The 22,601-nt window shown below is 48.9% G+C and carries 23 protein-coding genes; 12 read left to right on the top strand and 11 right to left on the bottom strand.

The window, feature by feature from the left end; genetic code table 11:
• Window positions 1-184 precede the first annotated feature (184 nt).
• From HCG48_RS25355 to HCG48_RS01895, 5 genes are all read left to right on the top strand, one after another.
• A complete protein-coding gene (locus HCG48_RS25355) occupies window positions 185-2,956 on the top strand; it encodes a CHAT domain-containing protein (RefSeq protein WP_210437148.1) in 2,772 nt (923 codons plus the stop codon).
• Window positions 2,957-3,194: 238 nt separating this feature from the next.
• Window positions 3,195-4,397: a DUF389 domain-containing protein gene (locus tag HCG48_RS01910; RefSeq protein WP_168567650.1), complete on the top strand. Its 1,203-nt coding sequence runs from the start codon at window positions 3,195-3,197 to the stop codon at window positions 4,395-4,397.
• 108 nt (window positions 4,398-4,505) lie between these two features.
• On the top strand, window positions 4,506-5,783 hold the full coding sequence (ahcY, locus tag HCG48_RS01905; RefSeq protein WP_168567649.1) for an adenosylhomocysteinase: 1,278 nt from the start codon (window positions 4,506-4,508) through the stop codon (window positions 5,781-5,783).
• A gap of 144 nt (window positions 5,784-5,927) precedes the next feature.
• On the top strand, window positions 5,928-6,551 hold the full coding sequence (locus HCG48_RS01900) for an exopolysaccharide biosynthesis protein (RefSeq protein ID WP_168567648.1): 624 nt from the start codon (window positions 5,928-5,930) through the stop codon (window positions 6,549-6,551).
• A complete protein-coding gene (locus HCG48_RS01895; RefSeq protein ID WP_246259841.1) occupies window positions 6,552-7,301 on the top strand; it encodes a DedA family protein in 750 nt (249 codons plus the stop codon). It begins immediately after the preceding gene.
• Window positions 7,302-7,345: 44 nt separating this feature from the next.
• Here the strand turns inward: HCG48_RS01895 and HCG48_RS01890 are convergent, their stop codons facing one another.
• From HCG48_RS01890 to HCG48_RS01865, 6 genes are all read right to left on the bottom strand, one after another.
• On the bottom strand, window positions 7,346-7,792 hold the full coding sequence (locus HCG48_RS01890) for a Crp/Fnr family transcriptional regulator (protein WP_168567647.1): 447 nt from the start codon (window positions 7,790-7,792) through the stop codon (window positions 7,346-7,348).
• 199 nt (window positions 7,793-7,991) lie between these two features.
• Window positions 7,992-8,396 carry a hypothetical protein gene (locus HCG48_RS01885; RefSeq protein ID WP_168567646.1) on the bottom strand — a complete coding sequence of 135 codons (405 nt, stop codon included), beginning with the start codon at window positions 8,394-8,396 and terminating at the stop codon, window positions 7,992-7,994.
• A gap of 128 nt (window positions 8,397-8,524) precedes the next feature.
• Complete coding sequence (locus HCG48_RS01880) at window positions 8,525-8,716, bottom strand: hypothetical protein (RefSeq protein ID WP_168567645.1); 192 nt, start codon at window positions 8,714-8,716, stop codon at window positions 8,525-8,527.
• 102 nt (window positions 8,717-8,818) lie between these two features.
• On the bottom strand, window positions 8,819-9,859 hold the full coding sequence (locus HCG48_RS01875; protein ID WP_168567644.1) for a chlorophyll a/b binding light-harvesting protein: 1,041 nt from the start codon (window positions 9,857-9,859) through the stop codon (window positions 8,819-8,821).
• A 385-nt stretch (window positions 9,860-10,244) separates the two neighbouring features.
• On the bottom strand, window positions 10,245-10,901 hold the full coding sequence (locus HCG48_RS01870) for an ImmA/IrrE family metallo-endopeptidase (RefSeq protein WP_168567643.1): 657 nt from the start codon (window positions 10,899-10,901) through the stop codon (window positions 10,245-10,247).
• Between the two features lie 2 nt (window positions 10,902-10,903).
• Complete coding sequence (locus HCG48_RS01865) at window positions 10,904-11,266, bottom strand: helix-turn-helix domain-containing protein (protein ID WP_246259839.1); 363 nt, start codon at window positions 11,264-11,266, stop codon at window positions 10,904-10,906.
• 282 nt (window positions 11,267-11,548) lie between these two features.
• Here HCG48_RS01865 and HCG48_RS01860 point away from each other — a divergent pair, with 282 nt between their 5' ends.
• The 5 genes from HCG48_RS01860 to HCG48_RS01840 all read left to right on the top strand — a co-directional run bounded on the left by HCG48_RS01860 (window position 11,549) and on the right by HCG48_RS01840 (window position 15,341).
• Window positions 11,549-11,890: a hypothetical protein gene (locus HCG48_RS01860; protein ID WP_168567309.1), complete on the top strand. Its 342-nt coding sequence runs from the start codon at window positions 11,549-11,551 to the stop codon at window positions 11,888-11,890.
• Between the two features lie 61 nt (window positions 11,891-11,951).
• On the top strand, window positions 11,952-12,647 hold the full coding sequence (locus HCG48_RS01855; protein ID WP_168567642.1) for a hypothetical protein: 696 nt from the start codon (window positions 11,952-11,954) through the stop codon (window positions 12,645-12,647).
• 105 nt (window positions 12,648-12,752) lie between these two features.
• Window positions 12,753-13,085 carry a hypothetical protein gene (locus HCG48_RS01850; RefSeq protein ID WP_168567641.1) on the top strand — a complete coding sequence of 111 codons (333 nt, stop codon included), beginning with the start codon at window positions 12,753-12,755 and terminating at the stop codon, window positions 13,083-13,085.
• A gap of 71 nt (window positions 13,086-13,156) precedes the next feature.
• Window positions 13,157-14,170: a coiled-coil domain-containing protein gene (locus tag HCG48_RS01845; RefSeq protein WP_168567640.1), complete on the top strand. Its 1,014-nt coding sequence runs from the start codon at window positions 13,157-13,159 to the stop codon at window positions 14,168-14,170.
• A gap of 70 nt (window positions 14,171-14,240) precedes the next feature.
• A complete protein-coding gene (locus tag HCG48_RS01840; protein WP_168567639.1) occupies window positions 14,241-15,341 on the top strand; it encodes a coiled-coil domain-containing protein in 1,101 nt (366 codons plus the stop codon).
• Window positions 15,342-15,425: 84 nt separating this feature from the next.
• Here the strand turns inward: HCG48_RS01840 and HCG48_RS01835 are convergent, their stop codons facing one another.
• From HCG48_RS01835 to HCG48_RS01815, 5 genes are all read right to left on the bottom strand, one after another.
• A complete protein-coding gene (locus tag HCG48_RS01835) occupies window positions 15,426-16,835 on the bottom strand; it encodes a glutaredoxin family protein (protein ID WP_246259838.1) in 1,410 nt (469 codons plus the stop codon).
• Window positions 16,836-16,946: 111 nt separating this feature from the next.
• The gene (locus tag HCG48_RS01830) at window positions 16,947-17,573 is read right to left on the bottom strand and encodes a 4Fe-4S single cluster domain-containing protein (RefSeq protein WP_168567638.1); all 627 of its coding nucleotides are present in this window, start codon (window positions 17,571-17,573) and stop codon (window positions 16,947-16,949) included.
• Window positions 17,574-17,672: 99 nt separating this feature from the next.
• Complete coding sequence (locus HCG48_RS01825; protein ID WP_210437147.1) at window positions 17,673-18,311, bottom strand: ferritin-like domain-containing protein; 639 nt, start codon at window positions 18,309-18,311, stop codon at window positions 17,673-17,675.
• A gap of 53 nt (window positions 18,312-18,364) precedes the next feature.
• Entirely contained in the window at window positions 18,365-19,753 is a 1,389-nt protein-coding gene (gene hemN / locus HCG48_RS01820) for an oxygen-independent coproporphyrinogen III oxidase (RefSeq protein ID WP_168567636.1), read from the bottom strand.
• Between the two features lie 56 nt (window positions 19,754-19,809).
• The gene (locus HCG48_RS01815; RefSeq protein WP_168567635.1) at window positions 19,810-20,526 is read right to left on the bottom strand and encodes a biliverdin-producing heme oxygenase; all 717 of its coding nucleotides are present in this window, start codon (window positions 20,524-20,526) and stop codon (window positions 19,810-19,812) included.
• Window positions 20,527-20,777: 251 nt separating this feature from the next.
• Between HCG48_RS01815 and acsF the strand changes: the two genes are divergently transcribed.
• The gene (acsF, locus tag HCG48_RS01810) at window positions 20,778-21,854 is read left to right on the top strand and encodes a magnesium-protoporphyrin IX monomethyl ester (oxidative) cyclase (protein WP_168567634.1); all 1,077 of its coding nucleotides are present in this window, start codon (window positions 20,778-20,780) and stop codon (window positions 21,852-21,854) included.
• A gap of 166 nt (window positions 21,855-22,020) precedes the next feature.
• Window positions 22,021-22,596 carry a Uma2 family endonuclease gene (locus HCG48_RS01805; RefSeq protein ID WP_168567633.1) on the top strand — a complete coding sequence of 192 codons (576 nt, stop codon included), beginning with the start codon at window positions 22,021-22,023 and terminating at the stop codon, window positions 22,594-22,596.
• Window positions 22,597-22,601: the final 5 nt, after the last annotated feature.

The following is a 22,601-nucleotide window of genomic DNA, read 5'->3' as shown; positions in this document are numbered from 1 at the left end:
GCACCCCGGACAGTAGCGACGCAGCTAGCCGCGATCGCACTCAAGGGAGTTATAACGGAAACGATCCCCGATCGATCTCGATGGCGAAACTCTGCATCTACTGGAGAACCCACCCGTTCGTTACATTCCCAGTTTTTCCAACAGTCGATCTCTAAGCCTTTGGAGGGCGATCGCCCGAAATTTTATGCAGCACTTTCCCTATTTTCGCATTTCTCTATTTTTTCTCTCTTTATTACTGTTTTCTCTGACGTCTTCCACCCCTGCGAGTCAGGCGCGCCGCTTCCTCGCCCCCGCACTAGCACAAAGTGAGTCATCGACTCCCCGAGAGCGCATCCAACAAGCCGATCGCCTGTCCCAACTCGGACTCGAACAAGTGCGACAAAATCAGCTCGATGCGGCTCGGCGATCGTGGCAGGGCGCCTTAGAGATTTACGAGGAGGTTGGGGATAAATTGAAACAAGGCTGGACCGCCATCAACCTCGGACTCCTTTATGAAACGTTGGGGGACGACGAACGCGCCGTCGCCTACCACCAGCAATCCTTAGAGATCGTTCGCGAACTCGGCAAATCCGACGCGGAACGGGGGGTGCTCCATAACTTGGGTCGGGTTTACGAACGTCTCGCGCAGTATCGACAAGCGGAGCAGGTTTACCGACAATCTTTAATGCTGGCGCGCCAAATCGGCGATCGCGAGGGGGAAAGCGAAGCCCTCCACGACCTGGGGACTGTCTACCAAGCGCTCGCGGAGTATCGACAAGCGGAGCAGGTTTACGGACAATCTTTAGAGATTTCCCGGGAATTGGGAGATCGGGAAGGGGAAAGTGGTTCGTCCGTCGGACTGGGGAATGTTTATCTGAGTCGGGGAGAATATGGGCGATCGCAGCAATTTTATCAACGCGCTTTAGTCGTCGCGCGGGAACTGGGTAATCAGACTCGCGAAGCGGATGCGCGGGTGGGTCTGGGGTTGGTGTTCCACGCCGTGGGGGAATATCGGGAATCGGAATATTATTTGCAGCAAGCACTCGCCATTAGCGAGCAACAGGGCGATCGCCCCAAGCAAGGACAAATTCTGACCAATCTCGGTATTGTTTACGAGAGTCGCGGGGAATATCCCCGAGCTTTGCAGGTGTATCGGGACTCTCTCACGATTGCTACGGAAGACGGCGATCGCGCGACTCAAGCGAAAATTCTCGATAACCTGGGAACGGTTTACAACCATCTCGCCGAGGGCGATCGGGCTGAAGACGCTTATCGGCGATCGTTGGCGATGAGTCAGGAACGGGGCGATCGGGTCGCGCAAAGCAATACCCTGGGCAATCTGGGGATTCTCTACGAACGCCGTGGAGACTTCGATCGCGCCATCCGCTCTTACTTGCAATCGTTAGCGATCGCCCGCGACATTGGCGATCGGCGCGCCCAAGCCAACAGCCTGCACAATCTCGGCAGTCTTTATGAAAAGTTAGAACAATACGATCGCGCCGAGCAATATTTATTGGAGTCGATCCAAATCCGCGAGCAATTGCGGCCCGATCTCAGCGACAGCCAGAAAATTACCCTGTTCGACCAGTACAGGCGCACTTACGAACGCCTGCAAAGTGTCCTCATCGCCCGCGATCGGATCGAGAAAGCCCTCGAAATCGCCGAACGGGGTCGGGCGAGAGCGTTTGTAGAATTACTCGCCCGGCGAGTGAGTGAGGATTTCGATCTCGCCTCCGCCAGCGCCCCTCCCGATCTCGATCGCATTCGAGCGATCGCTCGGCTTCAGAATGCCGCGATCGTCCAATATTCGATAGTTTTAGATGAGTTTACCGTCGGCGGGTCTCCCCAATGGCGCGAATCACAATTGTATATCTGGGTGATTCGACCGACGGGGGCGATCGCCTTTCGGCGCGTCGATTTGACCCCGTTATGGCAACAGCAACAGACTTCGATCGCCGAATTAATTTATAAGTCGCGCTGTTTCGGCGATTTTAGCTGTTATTCCCAGTTCGAGACCGCCGGACGAGGAAACCAACCGCCCCAGGCGATCGATCCCAGACCGCCTAGAAGTTTCAATCTCGGCGCCCAAGCGACTCATATCGAACCACCGCCGGAATGGGAAGCGACCTATGACGAGTTAAAACAACTGCACCAACTGCTGATCGATCCGATCGCCGATCTGCTCCCCACCGATCCCAATCGGCACGTGATTTTTATCCCTCAAGATTCCCTGTTTCTGTTGCCGTTTCCCGCTTTAATCGATGAAAACGGGCGCTATTTAATCGAAAAACACGCCATGCTGACCGCCCCTTCCATTCAAGTGCTGGAGTTCACTCGACAACAAAGTGAGGTGCTGGCAAATCGCGAGGTTTTGATTGTCGGCAATCCGGAAATGCCTCTGGTCGCGGACGGGGTCGGCGAACGGGCGATCGCCCTCAAACCGTTACCTTATGCCGAACGCGAAGCCCAGGAAATCGGCCAAATTTTGCAAGCAACGCCGTTAATCGGCAAGAAGGCGACAGAAACCGCAGTGGTCGAGCAGATGCAAATGGCGAGGCTGATTCACTTGGCGACTCACGGCAGTTTCGACCCGCAACAAGCCCTCGACAGTTGGATCGCACTGACTCCTTCACCCACTGACGACGGCTTGCTGACGGCGGCGGAAATTTTTGAGTTAGATTTGAATGCGGAGTTAGTGGTGTTGTCCGCTTGTGAGACGGGACGGGGGAAAATTACGGGGGATGGGGCGATCGGGTTGTCGCGATCGCTCATTTCTGCCGGAGTGGCGAGTGTCTTGGTCTCTCTGTGGTCCGTCCCCGACGATACCACCGCCGTGTTGATGGAAGAGTTTTATCAGCATTGGCTCGTTTCCGGAGACAAGGCTCAAGCCTTACGACAGGCGATGTTGAAAACGATGGCGAACGATCCCAATCCCTATGGGTGGGCCGCATTCACGTTAATCGGCGAGGCAGAATAAGTCTGTATCGGCTGTATGTCTTTGGTTGCCGCTCTTTTTATTTTAAATGCTAATAAATATTGAAACCCGATCGCCAGCATTTATACACACAAAAGTGGTCGTTCGCCGAGGCGATCCGATCCAACTCGATTCGTGGGGACGATCGCCCCTTGAGCAGAGAAAGGCTCTATAATTAATAGCAAATTTAGACCCGGCGCTTGATTTTTTATCTATTACTTGAAAACAGGCGATCGCTTCCATGCACAAAGCCACCTTTGAAGATCTTTTACGACTGCGCAAGCAACTGTTAGAAGATGCAGATTTTGACTTAAATTATGCCGTTTTAGTCATCAGTTCTTGCGCGATCGCGACCATGGGTTTACTCAATAACAGTCCCGCCGTCATTATTGGCGCGATGATTATTGCCCCGTTAATGATGCCCTTGCGCGGAGTCGCCCTCGGCGCCTTAGAAGCCGATATCGACTTAATTCGTAAAAGTTTGACAACTGTCGGTGGCGGGACGGCGATCGCCATTTTTCTTTCGTGGATGCTCGGTCGCTTAGTCAACTTACCGATCTCCGAATTTGGCAGCGAAATCCTCTCGCGAACCCAACCCAATCTTGCCGATCTTGCAGTGGCGATCGCCGCCGGAGCAATTAGCGGTTTTGCCAAAATCCGCCCCAAGTTGAGCGACGCCTTAGCCGGAACGGCGATTTCCGTCGCTCTGATGCCGCCGTTGTGCGTGGTCGGGCTCAGTTTAGCTCAAAACTATTGGGTAGCGAGTTGGGGGTCTTTCCTGCTCTATTTCACTAACTTTTTAGGGATCGTTCTCGCGTGCATGTTGGTGTTTGTTTGGGGCGGTTACTATATCGAAACCCAAAAAATCGGGCGCGCCTTGGGCTGGACTTTTGCCCTGACTGGGGCGATCGCAATTCCTTTATTTTTCAGCCTCTGGACCTTGCTGCGCGAAGCCAACGTGCGATCGAATCTCAAAGAAATTCTTAAGCGCGAAACGATTACTGTCGGACAACAAGTTAACTTACTCTCGGCGATCGAAATCGATTGGACGAAACAACCGCCAGAAGTCTTTTTAAGCGTCGAAGTCAAACAACCGATTACCTCCAAACAAGTCAGAGAAGTTGAAAAATTTCTCGATCGCCGCATGGGACGCCAGTTCACCTTAGTATTTCGAGAAAGTCAAATCCGGGAAGTCCGCAGCACGCCTAGCAAAGGCATCTCCGAAGTCTTAGAACCCTTCGACCCGGCGACGGGAGGTTTAGGCGGCGATCGCCTCTACCCTCCTCCGTCAGAGGATATGTTAAAACCGAAAAAAACAGCGAACCCAACCCTCGATCCGGGGGGTCGGGAACACCAAGATCCCTCCCGCAATCAACCCCAGCCAACTCCCACCGCACCGACGGAAAACTCAACCCCCACGCCAACTCAATCCCCCTCTCCTTGAGCCTGCTTAACAGGGGGTCCCCTGACATTCCGGGCGGGTGTGTACTAAGGTGGTAAGGTTGGCAAACGTAAAAATTGTCGTTAATTTGTCGTTCGAGGAAACCGTTTCATGACAGCAACTTCCACTCAAGTCAAACACGAAGTCAAAGATCTTTCGCTCGCCCCTCTAGGCAAGCAACGGATTGAGTGGGCAGGTCGCGAAATGCCCGTGTTGGCTCAGATTCGCGATCGCTTCGCTCAAGAAAAGCCCCTGGATGGCATCCGCTTGGTGGCTTGCTGCCATGTAACCACGGAAACCGCCAATCTCGCCATTGCCCTCAAAGCCGGGGGCGCTGACGCTATTCTGATCGCCAGCAATCCCCTGAGTACCCAAGATGACGTTGCTGCCAGTTTGGTTGCCGACCACGGTATCCCCGTGTTCGCTATCAAAGGTGAAGATAACGAAACCTATCACCGTCACGTCGAAATCGCCCTCGACCACAAACCCAACATCATTATCGATGACGGCAGCGACGTGACTGCTACCCTCGTCCAACATCGCCAACATCAACTCCCCGATATCATCGGCACCACGGAAGAAACCACCACCGGGATCGTCCGCTTGCAAGCGATGTTCAACGACGGCGTTCTCTCGTTCCCGGCGATGAACGTCAACGATGCCGAAACGAAGCATTTCTTTGACAACCGTTACGGAACGGGTCAATCCACCCTCGATGGCATTATCCGCGCCACCAACATCTTGCTGGCGGGTAAAACTGTCGTCGTCGCCGGATACGGTTGGTGTGGTAAAGGTGCCGCCTTACGCGCTCGCGGTATGGGTGCGAATGTGATCGTCACCGAAATCAACGCGGTTAAAGCCCTCGAAGCGACCATGGACGGCTTCCGCGTCATGCCGATGGAAGAAGCGGTGCGTTACGGCGACTTGTACATCACCGTGACCGGGAACAAGCACGTACTGCGCGCCGAACACTTCGAGAACATGAAGGATCGCGCGATCGTTTGCAACTCCGGTCACTTCGATATCGAAATCGACCTCAAATCCCTCGGTTCGATGGCTTCTGACGTTCGCACCGTGCGTCCGTTCACTCAAGAGTACCGTCTCAAGTCCGGTAAGTCCGTCGTGGTTCTCGGGGAAGGTCGCCTGATTAACTTGGCGGCGGCGGAAGGACACCCCAGCGCCGTGATGGACATGAGCTTCGCCAACCAAGCCCTCGGCTGCGAATATTTGGTCAAGAACAAAGGTAAGCTCGAACCGGGCCTGCACTCGATTCCGACCGAGCTCGACCAAGAAATTGCCGCGCTCAAACTCAAAGCGATGGGCATCAATATGGATATCCTGACCGACGAGCAAGTGAAGTACATGAACTCCTGGACTGCAGGAACCTAATGACCAACTGAATTAATTTAAGGATTTAGGGTGGATTCGTCCACCCTATTTCGCTATCTTGACGGTTTTTTCTGCGTTCCTAGTATTTTTTGACGATTTCATTTTCACGATCTCACTATAATTTCACTAGAAGTAGTTAACCCTGTGGCTCGACTTTCTGTTGAATTAACTCGCTACTTTTTCCAAGAAGAACGTGCTGCCGAAGTTACGCTTTCAGATATGTGGATGTTGGCTGGAGAGCGTATTTTCGGCTTTCTGTTCGTGGTTTTAGCTCTACCTTCGGCCCTCCCCGTTCCCGCCCCGGGTTACTCGATTCCGTTTGGAATTGTTTTATTATTTTTGGCGGTGCAGTTGATGATGGGATCGAAACAGCCTTGGTTACCGGAAAGAATGCTGCGCCGTCCGATCGCCCTGAGTACGGTTCAGGGGTTTTTAAAAGCCGGGATTCCTTGGTTGCAAAAAATTGAGGTGCTGTCCCGTCCTCGCTTCAGTTATATCTGTACTAGTGTTTCCGGTCGTTTGATTATCGGTTTGGCGATCGCTTTGATGTCGATTTCGATGATGATTCCGATTCCGGGAACCAATACTTTACCCGCGATGGGCATTTTTATTACGGGATTCGGTTTACTCGACGATGACGGCGCGATCTCTCTGGCGGGTTTGGTGGTCTGCGCGATGGGTTTCGTGCTTTCGGCGTCGATTTTGTTTTTCGGTTACGAAGTGGTCAAACGGGCGATCGATTTGGTTCGCGAGTCGATCGGATTATAATTGACGGATTCATTTTCCCCGAACGGCGATCGCCTGTTATGCTCGATGGTGGCGGGCGATCGCCGGATTTCCACTCTAAAATCTAAACTCTACATTCCCCACAATCGAATGTTGTCTGAATTCGCGAATCTGATTAACAGCTTGAGCGATTTACCCGAGGCGATTAAGGCGTTCGGTTTGATCGGAGTCTGGACGATCGTTTTACTGGAAACGGGGGTTTTCTTCGGCGTCTTTTTGCCGGGAAACAGTATGCTATTCACCGCAGGGGTCTTGGCCCAACAAGGCTTATTCGATCTCGGCGCGCTGACTATGGGTGCGTTCGTTTGTGCGGTTCTCGGGAACAATATTGGCTACAGTACGGGTTACCGTTTCGGACGCCGTTTGTTCCGTCGCGAAGATTCATTGATTTTTCACAAAAAACATTTAGTCGCCGCCCAACTTTTCTACGAAAAACACGGCAGAAATACGATCGTCATGGCTCGGTTTTTGCCGATTATTCGCACGTTTGGGGCGATCGTGGCCGGGATCGGCTCGATGAATTATCGGACTTTTTTAATCTATAATACTGTCGGCGGTGCCATTTGGGCGTTTGGTATTCCCCTCCTCGGTTATTATCTCGGGGCGCTGATCGGCGACGATATCGATCGCTATTTATTGCCGATTATTTTGGTTATGATTACCGTGTCTTGCACGACGTCTCTCGTACAGATTTATCGCGAACACAAAGCCAGTAAAACCAATCGTCTATGAGGCAATTTTTGCCCTCGGATCTCACCGAAGTTTTTGTCATCAGGTTATCTGCGATCGCTGACTACGAACTGACGGCGAAGTTTGTGAATCCTACCTTCTCGTTCTAAGGTTTTGAGCAAGCGAGTCACGGTTACCCGAGTCGTACCGATGGTTTCGGCGATCGCCTCGTGGGTCAAGTGCATATCGAGTAAAATACCCCGCTCAATTTCTTTACCAAACTGTCGAGACAACCATTGTAATAAGAGAATTAGGCGATCGCTCACAAAAGTTTGATGAATAATACTCAAAAGTTCTTCATTCTTCCACCCACGCACCAATAAAGCTTGTGCAAAATAGCTCGTCTCCGTGGAAATTGGACTTAATTCAGTCGGCGTCAAACATTCCATTTCACAAGGTGTCAATCGAGTTAATGGCTGTCCGACGACATCTCCCGATCCCCAAAACCCTAGAGAAATTCGTTTTCCTTCCTCATTCCAAGTTGTCGTTCGCAAGACCCCTCGCTCAATTTTCCAAATCGTATCTGACGTGGGAACAATCGATGCTTTAGGTTTAAACAATTGCGGGTTATGTACTACCGCCAAATGGTTTCTATAACTGGGACAGATCGAACGAGTTACTAACATGACAGCCTTAACCTTCTCGATATTTCCACTCTTCTTAAGATCTTCAAACTTCCCGAAATTCTCAATATCACTCAAACTTCAACGGACAACCACGAGATTGACAGTTTTCACAATTTTGACACTTCGATTTTTTCGGATCCGTTTCCCGAGTTTTAGGCCGATCCTCCGTTTTATAAAATGAGGGAAAATCGGAAGCTACGGGAAATATTAAAGGTTCGTAATCTAGGCAGTCAATCGCTTCTTTCAATAACGCTTTAACTGGATGAATTGTAAATTTCAGTCGATAGTTTCTCGTAAAAAATGCATAATTCATATAGAGAATTTGATGCAAAGTTCGGATCTGCTCTATTCCATTGCGAAGAGCCGAATAAGCCGAAAGTGTCAACATTCCTAAAATAGTCAAGATCGTCATTGGACAAATCACTCCCCAGAGTTCACGAATTTCATTGATAGAAGCCCAATCAGATAACACTCTTTTTTAACCTCGTATAATGACTCAATTACTTTTCCGACTGCGACTATTTCCGCTACAACGATTGGCAAGTTGAAATAGTCTGTGGATATCGATGTTGTATTGTTGGCAATCAAGCCTATCTAATATCAATTTTCTAAATTAGAGCTATCCAAACAATCCTCTTGCTCCCGAGAAAACCGCGAACTGATTCGATGGTGCGATCGCCGATATTCCGATAAAGCAGGCATCGCTTGACGGCAATTACAACAGTACCAATACAATCCGCTCGAACCAATATGAGCCAATAACGAGTTGGAACAGCAAGGACAATTCATCATTTTTCGATCTCCGTTAAAAATACCCGCTATGAAATCTTGGAAGAAAGAGGGGTTGTCTCAATTCGTCCCTTCCAACAACCCCTCGCTGCTGTGTAGGAGGAATTAGAGATTTTCGACGGATTGCATCGAATTTAATGCCCCTTCAACACGACGAAAATCAAAGCCGATCGCTCGTAAAGCGTGCCACAAATGTCCTTGCAAGAAGAAAAAGGAGAGAAAGAAATGAGCATTAGCCAGCCAACACCGAGGCGTATGAACCCCAAAAGGCAAGTCGATCGTATCGGTAAAGTAAGGTAAAATGCCCATTTTTACTTCCAGAGGCGGACCGTAAAATTCGACGGGATACGCTAACGTATTGACTGCACAAAAGTAGGTCGCCACAAATCCCGCTAAGGCAATTCCACCGAGGGAATAAGACAAAATTGCTTCGCCAGAAAAACTCAGCACTTTTTTCGCCCACCCTAAAGGGGGAACGAGGATGTGCCAAATTCCACCCGCAATCAGCATCGCGCCGACATAAATATGTCCGCCGACGAGATCTTCCAAACTGCTGATGCTAGCAAAGTGAGTTTGGTAGCCGTAGACGATCGCGGGATTGAGGGTCGGTTCGCTGATGACGCGCACGGTTTGGGTGGTGGCGTCGTAGAGTCCGCCCCAATACATCGCTTTCGCTACCAGTAACAAGGCACCCGCCCCTAAAAAGATGAGGTGATGGCCCAGAATTAAGCCCAATTGTTTGGGGTCGCCCCATTCAAAATGGAATTTTTTCGCCCGACCTGTTGCTTTTTTCAGGTTTTCAGGGGCTTTGAAGGTATGAAACAGCGCCCCGGCCCCGAGGACGGCAGAGGAAATTAGGTGAACGGCGCCAATCACAAAGTAGGGATAGGTATCGACCACGGTGCCGCCATCTTCTACACCCAAACCGAGGGTGGCTAAGTGAGGGAGCAAAATCAAACCCTGTTCCCCCATGGGACGGCTGGGGTCGAATGAGGAAATTTCAAAGAGGGTAAATGCTCCGGCCCAAAAGGTAATTAATGCAGCTTGCGCCACGTGGGCGGCAATGAATAAACCGGAAAGGTTGGCAAAGCGGGCATTTCCCGCCCACCAAGCATAAGTTACATTGGGGTTGTCATAAGTTTGCATGGGTTTGTCTGTCGATTGTATCGATGGTATTGATTTGGTCGGCGGACATTGAGGTTAGTTGCAAATAATTGTCAACTAACTTTCGAGAATTAGTTTAGAATACTTCTCAATAAATGATCGTTAAGTTTTGTAAAAAAACAGGAGCCGGAATCGAACACCGTGTTTGATTCCGGCTGGAAATACTTATTTAATGAGGGTTTTAGTTATTTATAGAGCGATCGCGCCCCGGAATTTAACAGAATCGACGACGATCGCCACGACTGGCTACCGTCAATATTCGCGAGACAGGTCAAATAAAAGTTTTTGTTATTTGCTATTAATTCTCAACTAATAGAGATAAATGAAGCGGTGGGGGCGATCGCCTCGCTGGAAGGTATCCCTACACTCAACCGTATATCAATGCTTTCCCGGGATAAATTTGGCGCGATCGCTTGGGAATGTAAATCCATTCCAAATCTTGCAAGCGATTGACCAAATTCGAGATACTGACCCCCAATTGCTCGCGCATAGCGTATAACTCGGCCCATTCCGTCAAATTCCGCCCCTCGCGCATCTCTTCTAAAACGTGGCGCGGCATCAGCAAGCAACTGGCAAAATATTGCGCCTGCCACTCAATGGATTGCAACTGGGTCAAATTCGGCGAAATTCCCTCCCTCAGTTCCCGATTGCCCCGACAGACAAACGGTAAGTGAGGTTTTTGTGAGGTATCTTCAGCCGCTTCTAGATCCACATGTAATAACCAATGGCCGATCTCGTGGGCGAGGGTCGATTCTTGGAAGCCCGGGGGCATGTCCAAAATCTCCTCGTTGATTTCGATGCAGCGCTCTAATGGCAAAATCCGAGCGGCGATCGCCCCTTCCTCATCCGCCGCGATCGCATCCCAGACCACCCCGAGATCCAAAAAATCGGCCACCAACGTCGGATCGAGGGGCCACTGGGGGACGAATTGCGAACCTTGTCGCCTCATTTGTCGCAACAGTTGATTCGCCCGGTATTCGATTTGAGCTTTTGTATAAAAGCGGTAAGGTTTGAAAATCCCCAAGGCTATTCCCCCTGACTGGCTGCCTCAAACACTTTCTGGGCAAATTCCGGATTCTCTCTCATGCGGCGCAACAGCGCGGGCATGGTTTTGTAATTTTGCTTGAGAAATTCTTCGTAAGCTTGCGGCATCCGCCCCGCCAAAACGATCAATTCTTCTTCGTCAAGATCCAAATGCGCGGCTAAACTCCGGATCACTTCTTCTTTCGGCGGGTACTCCGAGCGATCGTTTTCCAGTTTAGACAGATAGGTAAAGTCTACATCGATTCGATGGGCGAGTTCGCGCTGGCTGAACCCTTTATCCTTGCGGCTTTGACGGATGACTTTCCCGAAGGTCAAGCCTGTGGCTTCTCGATCTGCTTCTTTCACGGTGATTTCCTCTCGATACGAGCCATTGCAAAAGCGCGTCTTGTTGATGACACCAGCATTGTAGGCGGTTTTGACAAAAAAATCAACTCTAGGGGTTGACGCAAGGTTCAACACGAGCTAGACTGAGTTTAGTTGAATAAAAGTTCAACAAAAGAAACACTATCCCTAGGGTTAAGCACCGGATTTAGCCCGCAATTTGCCCCTATATATAGATGTTTCTCTCGGGATGGCGATCGCGCGCCCCCCGATCCCCGCCTTGAAGTTCGATCGAGGAGAACGACGATGCTCAAAACCTGGAGTGACACGCACTACAAGCTAGAAGCACAAGATTGGTTGTATATCGCCAAACACGAAGATCGGGGGGCAGCCTCCCTGGTGTGTCCGGGTTACGCTCGCGATGGCGCGGGATTCAGCATTCACTTTACCCCGGCTCACATTGAAATTTTAAAGCACTTACTCGCCGTGCTCGAAACCTGCGAACCCGAACCCTCCGCAGAAGCGGCGATCGCCTCCGAGACCGTCGAGGAGTCGAATTGGGTTGAAGTTTATCCTCCGGGTGAAGCGCAAGGCGCACCCTACAAATATCCGATTCCCGAACGCAGAGATCGCCCCGTCATTCGCTGAAAGCGAGTTCGGGAGATCGGCTCATACATCCTCCAAAAACGAACAAATAGGAGCAGTCAAAATGGCTAAGAAAGCAACGATTTCCGTCTTCGGAACCAAACCGGAAAATGCAATCGTCGTTCCCGAACTTCCCCTCGCCGTCCGCAATAATTGCCAGAGTGGAAAATGGACGATTGGCGATGAAGAATACGGATCGAAACTATCGATGACCATCTTAAAGTTTAGCAAATTTTTTGGCAGTTTAGGACAAACCCACAATACCCTCTGGGGACAAATTTGGTTCGTGGCCGAATCCGGCGAATTGCCGAAAGGGGTCGTCATGGTCACCTATATTAAAGGGCGTTCTTTAAGTGACTTCAATCGCTTAGTTGCCTCAGTTCAAGCCCGGGGAATCGAACCCGCCGAAGGTATTTTTATTCCCGAATTTCTCAAGCATTCCGGACAAAAACCGGATGAAACGGGCGTCCTCAAACCGATCAATTACTATTCTTTAAAATGGGATTGGCTGGAACGTTCCGAGTGGGAAAGCTTGGAACAAGCCGCCGCCGTTTTAAGCGACTCTCAAAATCTCTCGCGCATGATCGATTTAGAAAGTACGACCAATATGGTTTGTCTCGACAACTTGCCCCCTCATGAAATTGCCTGTTTGATGGCTGCCTACAGCAACGGTCACGACAGTCAAAATGGCGATTTGGCCTTACCGGGGGGTGAGTCCGAAGCTGTAGACTCAGAAGCACAAATGGCTCCTGCTTTTTAAAGAGCGATCGAGATCGTGCTTCGTCTTCGGCTCCGCGCGATCGCCGAGGCGAAGCAATCTTCTCAAAGGCGTCAAAGACAACCGAGATAACTGTAGGGTGTGAATATGAAAGAATTGACAAGAGTGAGCAAATTAAGCGATCGCCACGAAACTCAATTACGCGGAAAGTTAGTGACGATTGACGACATTCGCGGCGATGGTTTAAACGATCTCGATCTGCTGGCGCAAGATTTTCAACATATGAGTTTAGTGGTCAAGTCGGTACAGCGAAATTACAGGCGATTGCTCAAACAAAATCGACGATTGCAAGTCTTGCTGTTAAAATCGATGGATCGGTGTTATTGTTGGCCGGGAAATCGCTGCGATCGCTGTCAGGAAATTCTCGAAGTTTTGGGCAACCCATCCCTTTGCGATTACGTCGAGTTAACCGAAGATTAATCGAGATGACATGACGGGCGATCGCCTCGGTCAAGTCTATCTAAAAACTGTAAGTTTAAGGAGTGTCAATCATGCCCCAAGAGAGTGCTGCTAAAGATAGTAAAGCTCAAATTTTAACTGAATTTCGTCAACTGCTCGCCGAGCGATCGAAAATTGAATCGAAAGTCGCGACCAAAGAAGAAGAGGCAGAAAAAGAGAAGAATAAAGAATTACTCGCCGTCGCTTCGACTTATACGATCGATAGTATCGTTAAAGGGTTGGCTGATTTACAGTTAGATTTCGGCACGATCGTGCAGTCCCTCGCCGAAAAAGTCGAGACCGAATCGGAGAAATTAGAGCAATTACGACGGGCGATCGCTATCGAAGGCGATCGGTTGGAAGAATTACGCAAAGTGCGAGTCGTTGCCGATGCCCTTCACATCCTCACTCAGGAACATCGGGAAAAACTGGCCAACTTAGAAAAAACCGCCACCGAACAGCAAGAAGCCATCGAAAAAGAGATGGCGAGCGAACGGAAAGCCTGGGAAAAAGAACAGGCAGAATTTGAGGCGAGGGCGCAAGAACAACAAGAATTACGATTGCAAGCGCGCCAACAAGAAGAGGCAGATTATCAATATAAAATAGAGCGCTTGCGGAAAGTCGAAATGGACGAGTACGAAGAACTCAAACGAGTTCAAGAACGAGAATTGCAAGGAGCAGACGCTCAGAAGCAAAAAGACTGGAGCGAACGCGAGCGCGAACTGGATCGCCATCAAGCCGAATACGCACAAAATCTCCAGAAAATTGAAGGTTTTGAGGAAGAATTGAAGCAAGCCTATACGAAAGCGAAAGAAGAGGCGATCGCCGAAGCCCGTCGCGAAGCGAAAGTTAAGGCTGATTTGTTCGAGAAAGAGTGGGAAGGAACGAAAGAAGGTTACGAATTAACCATTCAATCTTTGGAAAATACGATCGAGCGACAAACCGCAGAAATTGCCGATATTACTGCCCAATTGCAAGCGGCGATGCGACAGGCACAAGACTTGGCAATGCGGGCATTTCAGAATACCGATCGCGGCGATCGAGCCAGTACGAGTGGCAATAAATAAGCAAATCAACGCGCGTCATTTCACTCCCTACTGCTACAGTTAGAACACCCCAGAAATTGCAATAAAGACGATGGCTAAAAAAATTAATTCCCGCAGTACGAAAGCTGAAATTATCGAAGCTTTTGAAGAACTCAAAAAGGAGAAATCGTCCTTAGAGTCTCAACTAAAAAAGACAGAGAAAGAGAAACAGGCGATCGCGAATAATCCCTTAGCTGCCGCGCAACAAACCACCCCTTCTGCTGAAGTTAAACCGAAAATGAATGCTCCCAAAACTGCTAAAGATAAGATGCACCAAACCATCGAAAGCCTGCAATTATTACAATTGGGCTTTGGGAGTGCCGTCAGCGAACTTTCGGAACAATTGACCGCCGAAGCCTCGAAATTGTCAGAATTGCAAGCTTCGGTGAGTGAAGAGATTGAAGAATTAGAAGCCCTTCACGAGCTCGAAGTCGAAGAAGAGACTCTCGATACGTTACTCGAAAGTTATCAAGAGCGATCGAAAGAATTTGAAACCGAATTAACGGAACAACGGGAGACGTTAGAACAGCAAATCCAGGATTTAAATAAAAACTGGAACAAGGAAAAAGAAACCCACACCCGCGAAATTCAAGAACGCAACCGCCAACACCAGCAAAGTCAACAACGGGACGAGGAAGAATATCGCTACGACTTACAACTCGCCCGAGATTTGGATAAGGAAGAATACGAACAACGGAAACAAGCTTTATATCTAGAGTTAGAAGAAGCCCGAGAAACCCAAGAAAAAGAATGGGAAGAACGGGAAAAGGCGATCGCCGAACGGGAGAAACAACAAGCAGAAGCAAAAGCCAAGGTCGAAGCTCATGAAAAAGAACTCGAAACCAACATTAAGAATGGCAAAGACAATGGCCGCAATATCGGGAATTATCAGGCAAAAGTCGCCGCAGATTTACGAGCAAAAGAAGTGGAAGGCGCCACCCGATCTTACGAACTTCGCATCAATTCTCTGCAACAAAGTATCCAAAATCAAGAAGCACGAATCCAAAGCTTGAACAAACAGCTCGAAGCTGCATTAAAACAAGTGCAAGACCTGGCAGTTAAGGCGATCGAAGGAACGGCGAATTCTAATTCTCTGCAAGCTATTAAAGAAATTGCTGTCGAACAAGCCCGAAATCAGCAGAAGAATAAATAAGTTCTGAATGAACTTCTGAATGTTCGTCCGGTAGGGATACGACATGTCGTGTCCCTACCCGTGCGATCTACCTTTTTTTAGCGATTATGCCAAGATTAAAAATTCCGGCTTAAATAACATCAACAAGCCAAAGAAAAGCATGAAAGTACCGCCGACTAATTTGAGAATGCGACCTTGATTTTCATTGAGTCGGGCAGATTTAAACGAATAGATAAAGTTCGCCAAAATTGCCAGGAGGGGAAGGATATAAATTGCCGCATAGATCGCCGTCCAATAGGAATAACACGGCCACGCATTGGAGCCACAAACATTAATCAGCGTAGCCATATAAACGGTGGGTAAAATGGCCGTACAACCGAGTTCGATGATGTTAACAAAAATAGCGAGTAAAATCGTGCCTCCTACCGCAGCGAGCAAGCGAATTTTATCCCCTTCGGCACTTTTCAGTTCCCGAACAATTTTTCCGGCTTTTTGAGTAATCGTTAACTGCTGCTTTTCGGAAAGGGAAAGGGAAACCGACTGTTTGAAGAAGAAGTAATCTTTAATGTTAATCAGCCCCGCGATCGCAATAAAGGCACCTAAAATCCATAAAAAGATAGTGCCGTATTTTTCGAGAAATACCGAACCAACTAACACCATTAACATAATAAATAGGAAATACATCACGGCTGAAGTCGTGATAAATGTGCCGCCAACAATGCTCATATCTCGTCGGCTTTTGGTGTAAGTCAGTAAAGAGAGGAGAATAATTAAGACGGTAAAAGCACAGGGATTGAAGCCGTCGGCAAGGGCGATCGCCGATACAAATAAAGGAAAGGGGAGTTGACTGGCAAACTCTTTAATAACAATGTCTGGAGTTGAAGCAATAAAGGCAAATAAGCTAACAATTGTGAAGGCAAAAGCACCGCCAATCCAGTAGCGCTGGTGCTGTTCGGTTTTTAATTTATTGCGGGTGAAGGGATAGGTTGAAACATAGAGAAGGGGGAGGAGAAACCAAGCCAAGTTTTTTTTTACATTTTGAGCTAAGTTTGGTGTTTCTCGATCGCTGGAAAGGGAGAGAGACGCGCCGATTTCTTCTTCGACGGCGCGAATAATTTGATTGCGATAACCGATATAACCTTGGTAGGCTTCGTTATATTCTAAGGCTCCCTCGCCATTGACGTAGCCGATGAACGATCGCTCGCCGATAAACGTGCGCGGAACGGCACCGGAAAATATGCCATATTGCGCCTGAAATTGTTGCCACAATTGCGGTTCTTCCGTGACTTCGTGAAAATGGACCGTCACGCGATCGCTGCGGTCTATTTCATGCATTAACGGCTTCTGTTCGGCGCAATGGGGACAAGTATAACTGTAGAAAAAATAAACGTCTAAAACCCCATTTTCAGTTTGAGCGAAGGAGTAAAGTGGGGTCACTAAGACCGCCACAAACGCCAACACCCCGAGGAGAAGATTTTGCAAATTTTGCCAATTTTGCCAAGATCTATGTCTCACTGGCCCGACCTCTAGAATTAGAAAGTATTTCTACTTAATTCCGATCTTGAGCCATTCACTCCGGTTTCGGCGCAGGTATTTACAAAACTTACAACAGGTCATCCAAACAGGTTATCCTTCCGCCAAATCCATTTGTCCTCGAAACCCGGTAATAATGCGGGTTCCATCTTTGAGAACGTGAATCTCGATTTGGTCGCTGGCCCAGGTAATTTTATCTTCAAATTCGGGATTAAAGATGCGGACTTTTTGATTACGCGAAGAAACGGGAGATTCGGGAGAATGAATCGCCTGATTTTCTAAATAGGGACCGTCAATCAAAATATCGAGTTCGTCTAGTAATTCTTGCGATCCGGGAGGAGCTTTGGGCGATCGCAATTCATCCAAAGTAAAGCCACTAAACGACATCACATTTAACCCCGCCGCTTTTAATTTTTTGGCCAGTTGCGTTAACGCGGGCGCCTGCCAAAATGGTTCGCCACCGGAAAAAGTCACTCCTTGATTGTGAGGATTACTCAATATTTTTGCAGCCAATTCATCCACAGAAATTACTTGATTAAGTTCAAACGACCAAGAAGCGATATTAAAACAGCCGGGACATTCGCGGATGCAGCCTTGCACCCAAACAACCGCGCGCGAACCCGGTCCGTTGACTTCGGATTCGTCTACATAGCCCATAATATTAAGATGTCCCGGGGGGATTTTTGCGAGTTCGGGTAAGGGATCGATCTTTGTACTCATGATTTTAAATTGGTTCGCTATTCTTTAGTTAGCTAGGATGGGCAAAGCTTGCCCATCCTACTTTCCTACTTTCCTGTTCCCTATTCTATCAGCATTCTATCAGCGAGAAACTCGCTGCAAACAGCGTTGAAATGCGGGTAAATGTCGTTCTTCCGAGATGTTTCGTAACCGCAAGAATACGGATCGGATATCCGGTTCTTCAACAAAATTTAAGAAGCGATCGTACATTTCCACGTTGTCGATTTCTCCCTGCACCCCCATTTCACAGGCTTCTTTTAAGGTGGCGGGGGCTTCGATGTTGTTGGCGTAACGATCCTCGGGGAGGGGAACGCCGTATTTTTGGAAAAGCGGTTCCCACATTTTGGCGTGGCGGTCTTCGGCGATGACGATATTCGTAAAAGGGCGAATTTCGCCAAATTTATCGATAACCGCTTGATATAAAGCGCGGGCTTTATATTCGTCTTCAATGCCTTCAATCATGGCTTGAACGGTACGATCGCTCGGTATTATGGCAGCTTGGCTGACGGCGGTAGTATTTAAAGTGAGAGCGGCGATCGCCCCCGTGCAGGCGGCGAATTGACCGAGGCTTTGGCCGCGATTTCGACCGCAATTTTGGCCGCGATTTTGGCCGCGATTTTGGCGAGAGTGATGTTGATTTCTGCAATGGGGCATGGGTTTGTCCGGGTAAATTTTTAGCTGGAACAACGACGAAGCATTCGGCGATCGCATCGGCTTCATTCCCACTTTTTTAAGAAGGCGAATGCTTCGCTATTCTAGACAGAAACAATAACTTAAATTGCTTTTGACAGGCGCTCTAAATTATGTTCCGGCGTGTGGGCATCGAACACGAAACCGATGTTACGAATGAGTAAGCGTCCTACGGGAGTGACTTCAATTTTTTCGGAATCGAGGCGCACTAAACCGTCAGTAGCTAAGGCTTGTAAATCGAATAATTCCCGATCGAAATACTCGTCAAAATCGATGTGATGGCGCTCTTCCATTTCTTTTTTGTACAGCGTCCAGTGGCACATCAATTCCATAATGACATCGCGGCGAATTTTGTCGTCGCGATCGAGATGGTAGCCTTTTTCAATCGGTAATACTCCCTCGTCGATCGCCCGATAAAAGTCTTTGAGACGTTTATGATTCTGCACGTAAACGTCATCCAACATACTAATTGAGGTTAAGCCAAAACCGAATAGCTCAGCCGTTCCCGCTTTGGTGGTATACCCTTGAAAATTTCGATGTAACTGCCGTTCTCGCTGGGCGATCGCCAATTCGTCATTATCTTTGGCGAAGTGATCCATCCCGATAAACTGATAGCCATTTCCGGTTAACTTCTCGATGGTCATTTGCAAGATATCGAGTTTTTCGGAAGCGGTCGGCAGTTCGTCTTTTGGTAAATTTTTCTGGACGGGTTTCATCCAGGGAACGTAAGCAAAGTTAAAGACGGCGACGCGATCGGGATCGAGTTGCAAAGTCTTGTCGATCGTTTCGGTAAAGGTTTGCAAGTTTTGATAGGGCAAACCATAAATTAAATCGACGTTGACGCTTTCAAATCCGGCTTCGCGAATCCATTCCATGACTTGGAATAGCATTTGTTCCGGTTGAACGCGGTTGATGGTTTCTTGAACTTTGGGGTTGAAGTCTTGAATGCCGAAGCTAATCCGATTGAACCCAAATTGTTTGAGCAGTAAAATATAGTTGCGATCGACGTAGCGGGGATTAATTTCGATCGAAATTTCCGCGTTGTCTTCAAAGGTGAAATGGCGATCGATCGCCTCCCACAAGCGTTCGACGTGGTGGGGTTCTAAGTAGTTGGGGGTTCCGCCACCCCAGTGCAGTTGGGTGACGCGGCGATCGCGGTTCAGTCGCGGCGCCACGGCTTCGATGTGGCGGGAGAGATAGTCGAGATAGGGTTCGACGACGGGTTTATGTTGGGTGACGATGACGTTGCAACCGCAGAAATAGCAGGCACTTTGGCAAAAGGGAAGGTGAAAGTATAATGAAAGCGGTAATTTCTGCTCGTTTCCTCGGGCGATCGCGCCGTGAAACTCCGACACGGGGAAGTTTTCCGTCAATTGCGTGGCGGGAGGATAGCTAGTATACCGGGGCGTGTTGCGGTTGTATTTGGTGATGAGTTCGCTGTTAAATTTAACTTGGGGGTCGAACCGTTCCATGACGCTCTCTTGCTCTTACAGTGAAATAATTGGGTAGAAACAGACAGATACTTCGTTTATGGCGCGACCGCACTTTCCGTACTTCCGGCGCGGCGATCGCGGGTGAGGCGATCGAACTCATCCCGTCCGATCGCCGCAATCAGATCGGCTTCGAGGTCGTGAAACAAGCCTCGACTGAGTTTGAACGATCGCTCGGCTTCGGCGGCGATGCGATCGGCTTGCGCTTCGTCCACCTCTAACTCGTTCAAAGCTTGGCGGTAACGTCCTTTAAAGGCGTTTAAATCGCCAATATTGCTGAAATTGTAGAAAGCATTACCGCGATCGCCCTCTAAATTCAAACCCGTTTGGATAATTTTTCGGAAGCTTTGACCGCCGGACAAATCCCCCATGTAACGGGTATAAGCATGGGCGATCAGTAACTCCGGTTCCTCGCTCGAAATTTCGCGAATTCGCTCTACAAAGCGCTCGGCCCCCGGTAAATAGGGGATTTCGTCGCGCCAATTGTCTCCGTAATAAAACTTTAGATCTTCTTCCAAGTTGGTGCGGCGATTGAGGTCGTGGAAATACATCGCTTTGACGATCGAATTTTCCAAATTTCTTTGGATTTCCTCTTCTAAAGCGCTGTAGACGAAATACAAACTCGCTATGAGTTTCTTTAATGAGTTCGGTTCGACAACCCCTTTGAGAAAACACTTTACAAAACCCTCATTTTCCGATGAAGTATGGGGTTTTTTTGTCGTTTCACGAAGCTTGATTGCTAAATTACTACTCATCTGCTAAATCTAATAGTTGCTGTAGAAAAAAGCCGCCAACTCTTCCCTAAAATTGGGAGATTTGAACTCGGTCTGACTTCGCAATAGTGCCGAAGTCCCGCGCGGCTCTCTTCAGTGATGTAACTATATTACTATATAGGCGTTAATTTTTTAAAAACGAGCTTTTCCGTTAAAAATCTTAATAAAGCTAGCTTTTAAGATTTAACACTATATAATGATGTGGCAATTTAAAACAGGGACATTTCGGAGTAATGGTCAACACTGCCCCCAAACCCAGCGAAACCGAAGTCAAACCGGGTACGAAGGAAATGGCGAAAGAGACGATTCTGACGCCTCGGTTTTACACCACCGATTTTGACGCCATTTGTCAGATGGACATCTCGTCTCAAGAGACTGAACTGCGGGCGATGCTCGAAGAAATGCGCAACGATTACAACCGCGACCACTTCGTGCGCGACGAAGAGTTCGATCGCTCTTGGGACGACATCGACGAAGACAAACGCCGAGCATTTATCGACTTTTTAGAGCGCTCGTGCATGTCGGAATTTTCCGGATTCTTACTTTTTAAAGAAATTTCGCGTCGCGTCAAAAAAAGCAATCCCTTATTAGCAGAAATTTTTCATTTAATGGCGCGCGACGAAGCCCGTCATGCAGGGTTTTTAAATAAAGCCATGGCGGATTTCAAGATTCGGCTGGACTTGGGTTATTTGACAAAAGCTCGCAACTACACTTTTTTCAAACCCGAGTGGGTCATTTACGCGGTTTACCTGTCGGAAAAAATCGGCTATTGGCGCTATATTACGGTGTTCCATCACCTGCAAGCCCATCCCGAAAATCAGTATTACCCGCTTTTCCGTAAATTTGAAAGCTGGTGTCAGGATGAAAACCGCCACGGGGATATTTTTAAAGCCTTGTTACGATCGCAGTCCTCCATGTGGAAAGGTTGGAAAGGGCGCTTGTGGGCGCGTTTCTTCCTGCTGTCCGTGTTCGCGACCCATTCCCTGACGGTCCTCGAACGAGCCGATTTTTACCGTTCCATCGGACTCGACCCGATCGCCTACGATAAAGAAGTGATCCGCCAGACCAATAAGACCTCGGCGCGCGCTTTCCCGGTGATTCTCGACGTGGAACATCCGCAATTCTTCAAACGGATGTACCGTTGCAGCGATCGCAACGAGAAAATCGCTGAAATTGAAGCCAGCAACGCGCCGAAAGTCGTGAAATTCTTCCGCAAATTGCCGTTAATTGCGGGAACGGCGATCGACCTGCTGCGCCTGTACCTGATTAAACCGATTGACGCGGAAGCGACGCGTCAAATGGTCTGCTAACGTCGTGGCGCTTTTGGGGGAACGGCGAGGATAGAATGGAAGGCGAACCGAACCCCCGAACGCTCTCGACAAGGGAGAAGGGAGGGTCTGCGCCCTCAACGCTCCCGTCATCCGATGGGAGCGCAACGGTGGATCCTGCGGCTCGAATCACGAGCAGACGACAACCATGATAAGCGAACCCGATCGCCATCGATTAACTGTAGAAGAATACCTCGAAGCCGAACGCCATAGCCCGATTAAGCACGAGTATCTTGATGGGGAAGTGGAGGCGATGGCGGGAGCGAGTGCATCGCATATTCTGATTACGGGTAATCTTTATGCACTGATTCGCGATCGCCTGCGCGGTTCTGGGTGTCGAGTTTTGTTTTCTGATATGAAGGTTTACATTGCCCGTCGCCATCGATTTTACTATCCGGATTTAGTGGTGACCTGCGACGATCGCGATCGCCGCGCCGAATATTGCCTGGAATTTCCCAAACTCATCGTCGAAGTCCTCTCGGAAACGACCGAAGCGAAGGATCGAGGCGATAAATTTGCAGATTACAGCGAATTATCGAGTTTGCAAGAATACGTTTTAGTTAGCCAAAAACAACAACGGGTAGAGTGTTTTGAGCGCACTCCACAGGGTCAATGGATTCTGACGCGCTACGGTCCGGGGGACGTGGTTCGCTTCAACAGTGTGGGATTCGACGGTGCGATCGCCGGAATTTATGAAGATGTGGACTTAGGCGATCGCCCCTAACCGCC

The sequence above is a fragment of the Oxynema aestuarii AP17 genome (assembly GCF_012295525.1).
Lineage (GTDB): Bacteria > Cyanobacteriota > Cyanobacteriia > Cyanobacteriales > Laspinemataceae > Oxynema > Oxynema aestuarii.
Note: the sequence above shows the minus strand (reverse complement) of the source record. Positions and strands in the feature narration are given on the sequence as shown.

Excerpts from the sequence above, each read along its gene's own strand:
- HCG48_RS01830 (WP_168567638.1), bottom strand. The coding sequence starts at position 17,573 with ATGAGTACAAAGATCGATCCCTTACCCGAACTCGCAAAAATCCCCCCG.
- hemN (WP_168567636.1), bottom strand. The coding sequence starts at position 19,753 with ATGGAACGGTTCGACCCCCAAGTTAAATTTAACAGCGAACTCATCACC.
- HCG48_RS01855 (WP_168567642.1), top strand. The coding sequence starts at position 11,952 with ATGGCTAAGAAAGCAACGATTTCCGTCTTCGGAACCAAACCGGAAAAT.
- HCG48_RS01910 (WP_168567650.1), top strand. The coding sequence starts at position 3,195 with ATGCACAAAGCCACCTTTGAAGATCTTTTACGACTGCGCAAGCAACTG.
- acsF (WP_168567634.1), top strand. The coding sequence starts at position 20,778 with ATGGTCAACACTGCCCCCAAACCCAGCGAAACCGAAGTCAAACCGGGT.
- HCG48_RS01850 (WP_168567641.1), top strand. The coding sequence starts at position 12,753 with ATGAAAGAATTGACAAGAGTGAGCAAATTAAGCGATCGCCACGAAACT.
- HCG48_RS01805 (WP_168567633.1), top strand. The coding sequence starts at position 22,021 with ATGATAAGCGAACCCGATCGCCATCGATTAACTGTAGAAGAATACCTC.
- HCG48_RS01845 (WP_168567640.1), top strand. The coding sequence starts at position 13,157 with ATGCCCCAAGAGAGTGCTGCTAAAGATAGTAAAGCTCAAATTTTAACT.
- ahcY (WP_168567649.1), top strand. The coding sequence starts at position 4,506 with ATGACAGCAACTTCCACTCAAGTCAAACACGAAGTCAAAGATCTTTCG.
- HCG48_RS01815 (WP_168567635.1), bottom strand. The coding sequence starts at position 20,526 with ATGAGTAGTAATTTAGCAATCAAGCTTCGTGAAACGACAAAAAAACCC.
- HCG48_RS01840 (WP_168567639.1), top strand. The coding sequence starts at position 14,241 with ATGGCTAAAAAAATTAATTCCCGCAGTACGAAAGCTGAAATTATCGAA.
- HCG48_RS01860 (WP_168567309.1), top strand. The coding sequence starts at position 11,549 with ATGCTCAAAACCTGGAGTGACACGCACTACAAGCTAGAAGCACAAGAT.
- HCG48_RS01880 (WP_168567645.1), bottom strand. The coding sequence starts at position 8,716 with ATGATGAATTGTCCTTGCTGTTCCAACTCGTTATTGGCTCATATTGGT.
- HCG48_RS01875 (WP_168567644.1), bottom strand. The coding sequence starts at position 9,859 with ATGCAAACTTATGACAACCCCAATGTAACTTATGCTTGGTGGGCGGGA.
- HCG48_RS01825 (WP_210437147.1), bottom strand. The coding sequence starts at position 18,311 with ATGAAGCCGATGCGATCGCCGAATGCTTCGTCGTTGTTCCAGCTAAAA.
- HCG48_RS25355 (WP_210437148.1), top strand. The coding sequence starts at position 185 with ATGCAGCACTTTCCCTATTTTCGCATTTCTCTATTTTTTCTCTCTTTA.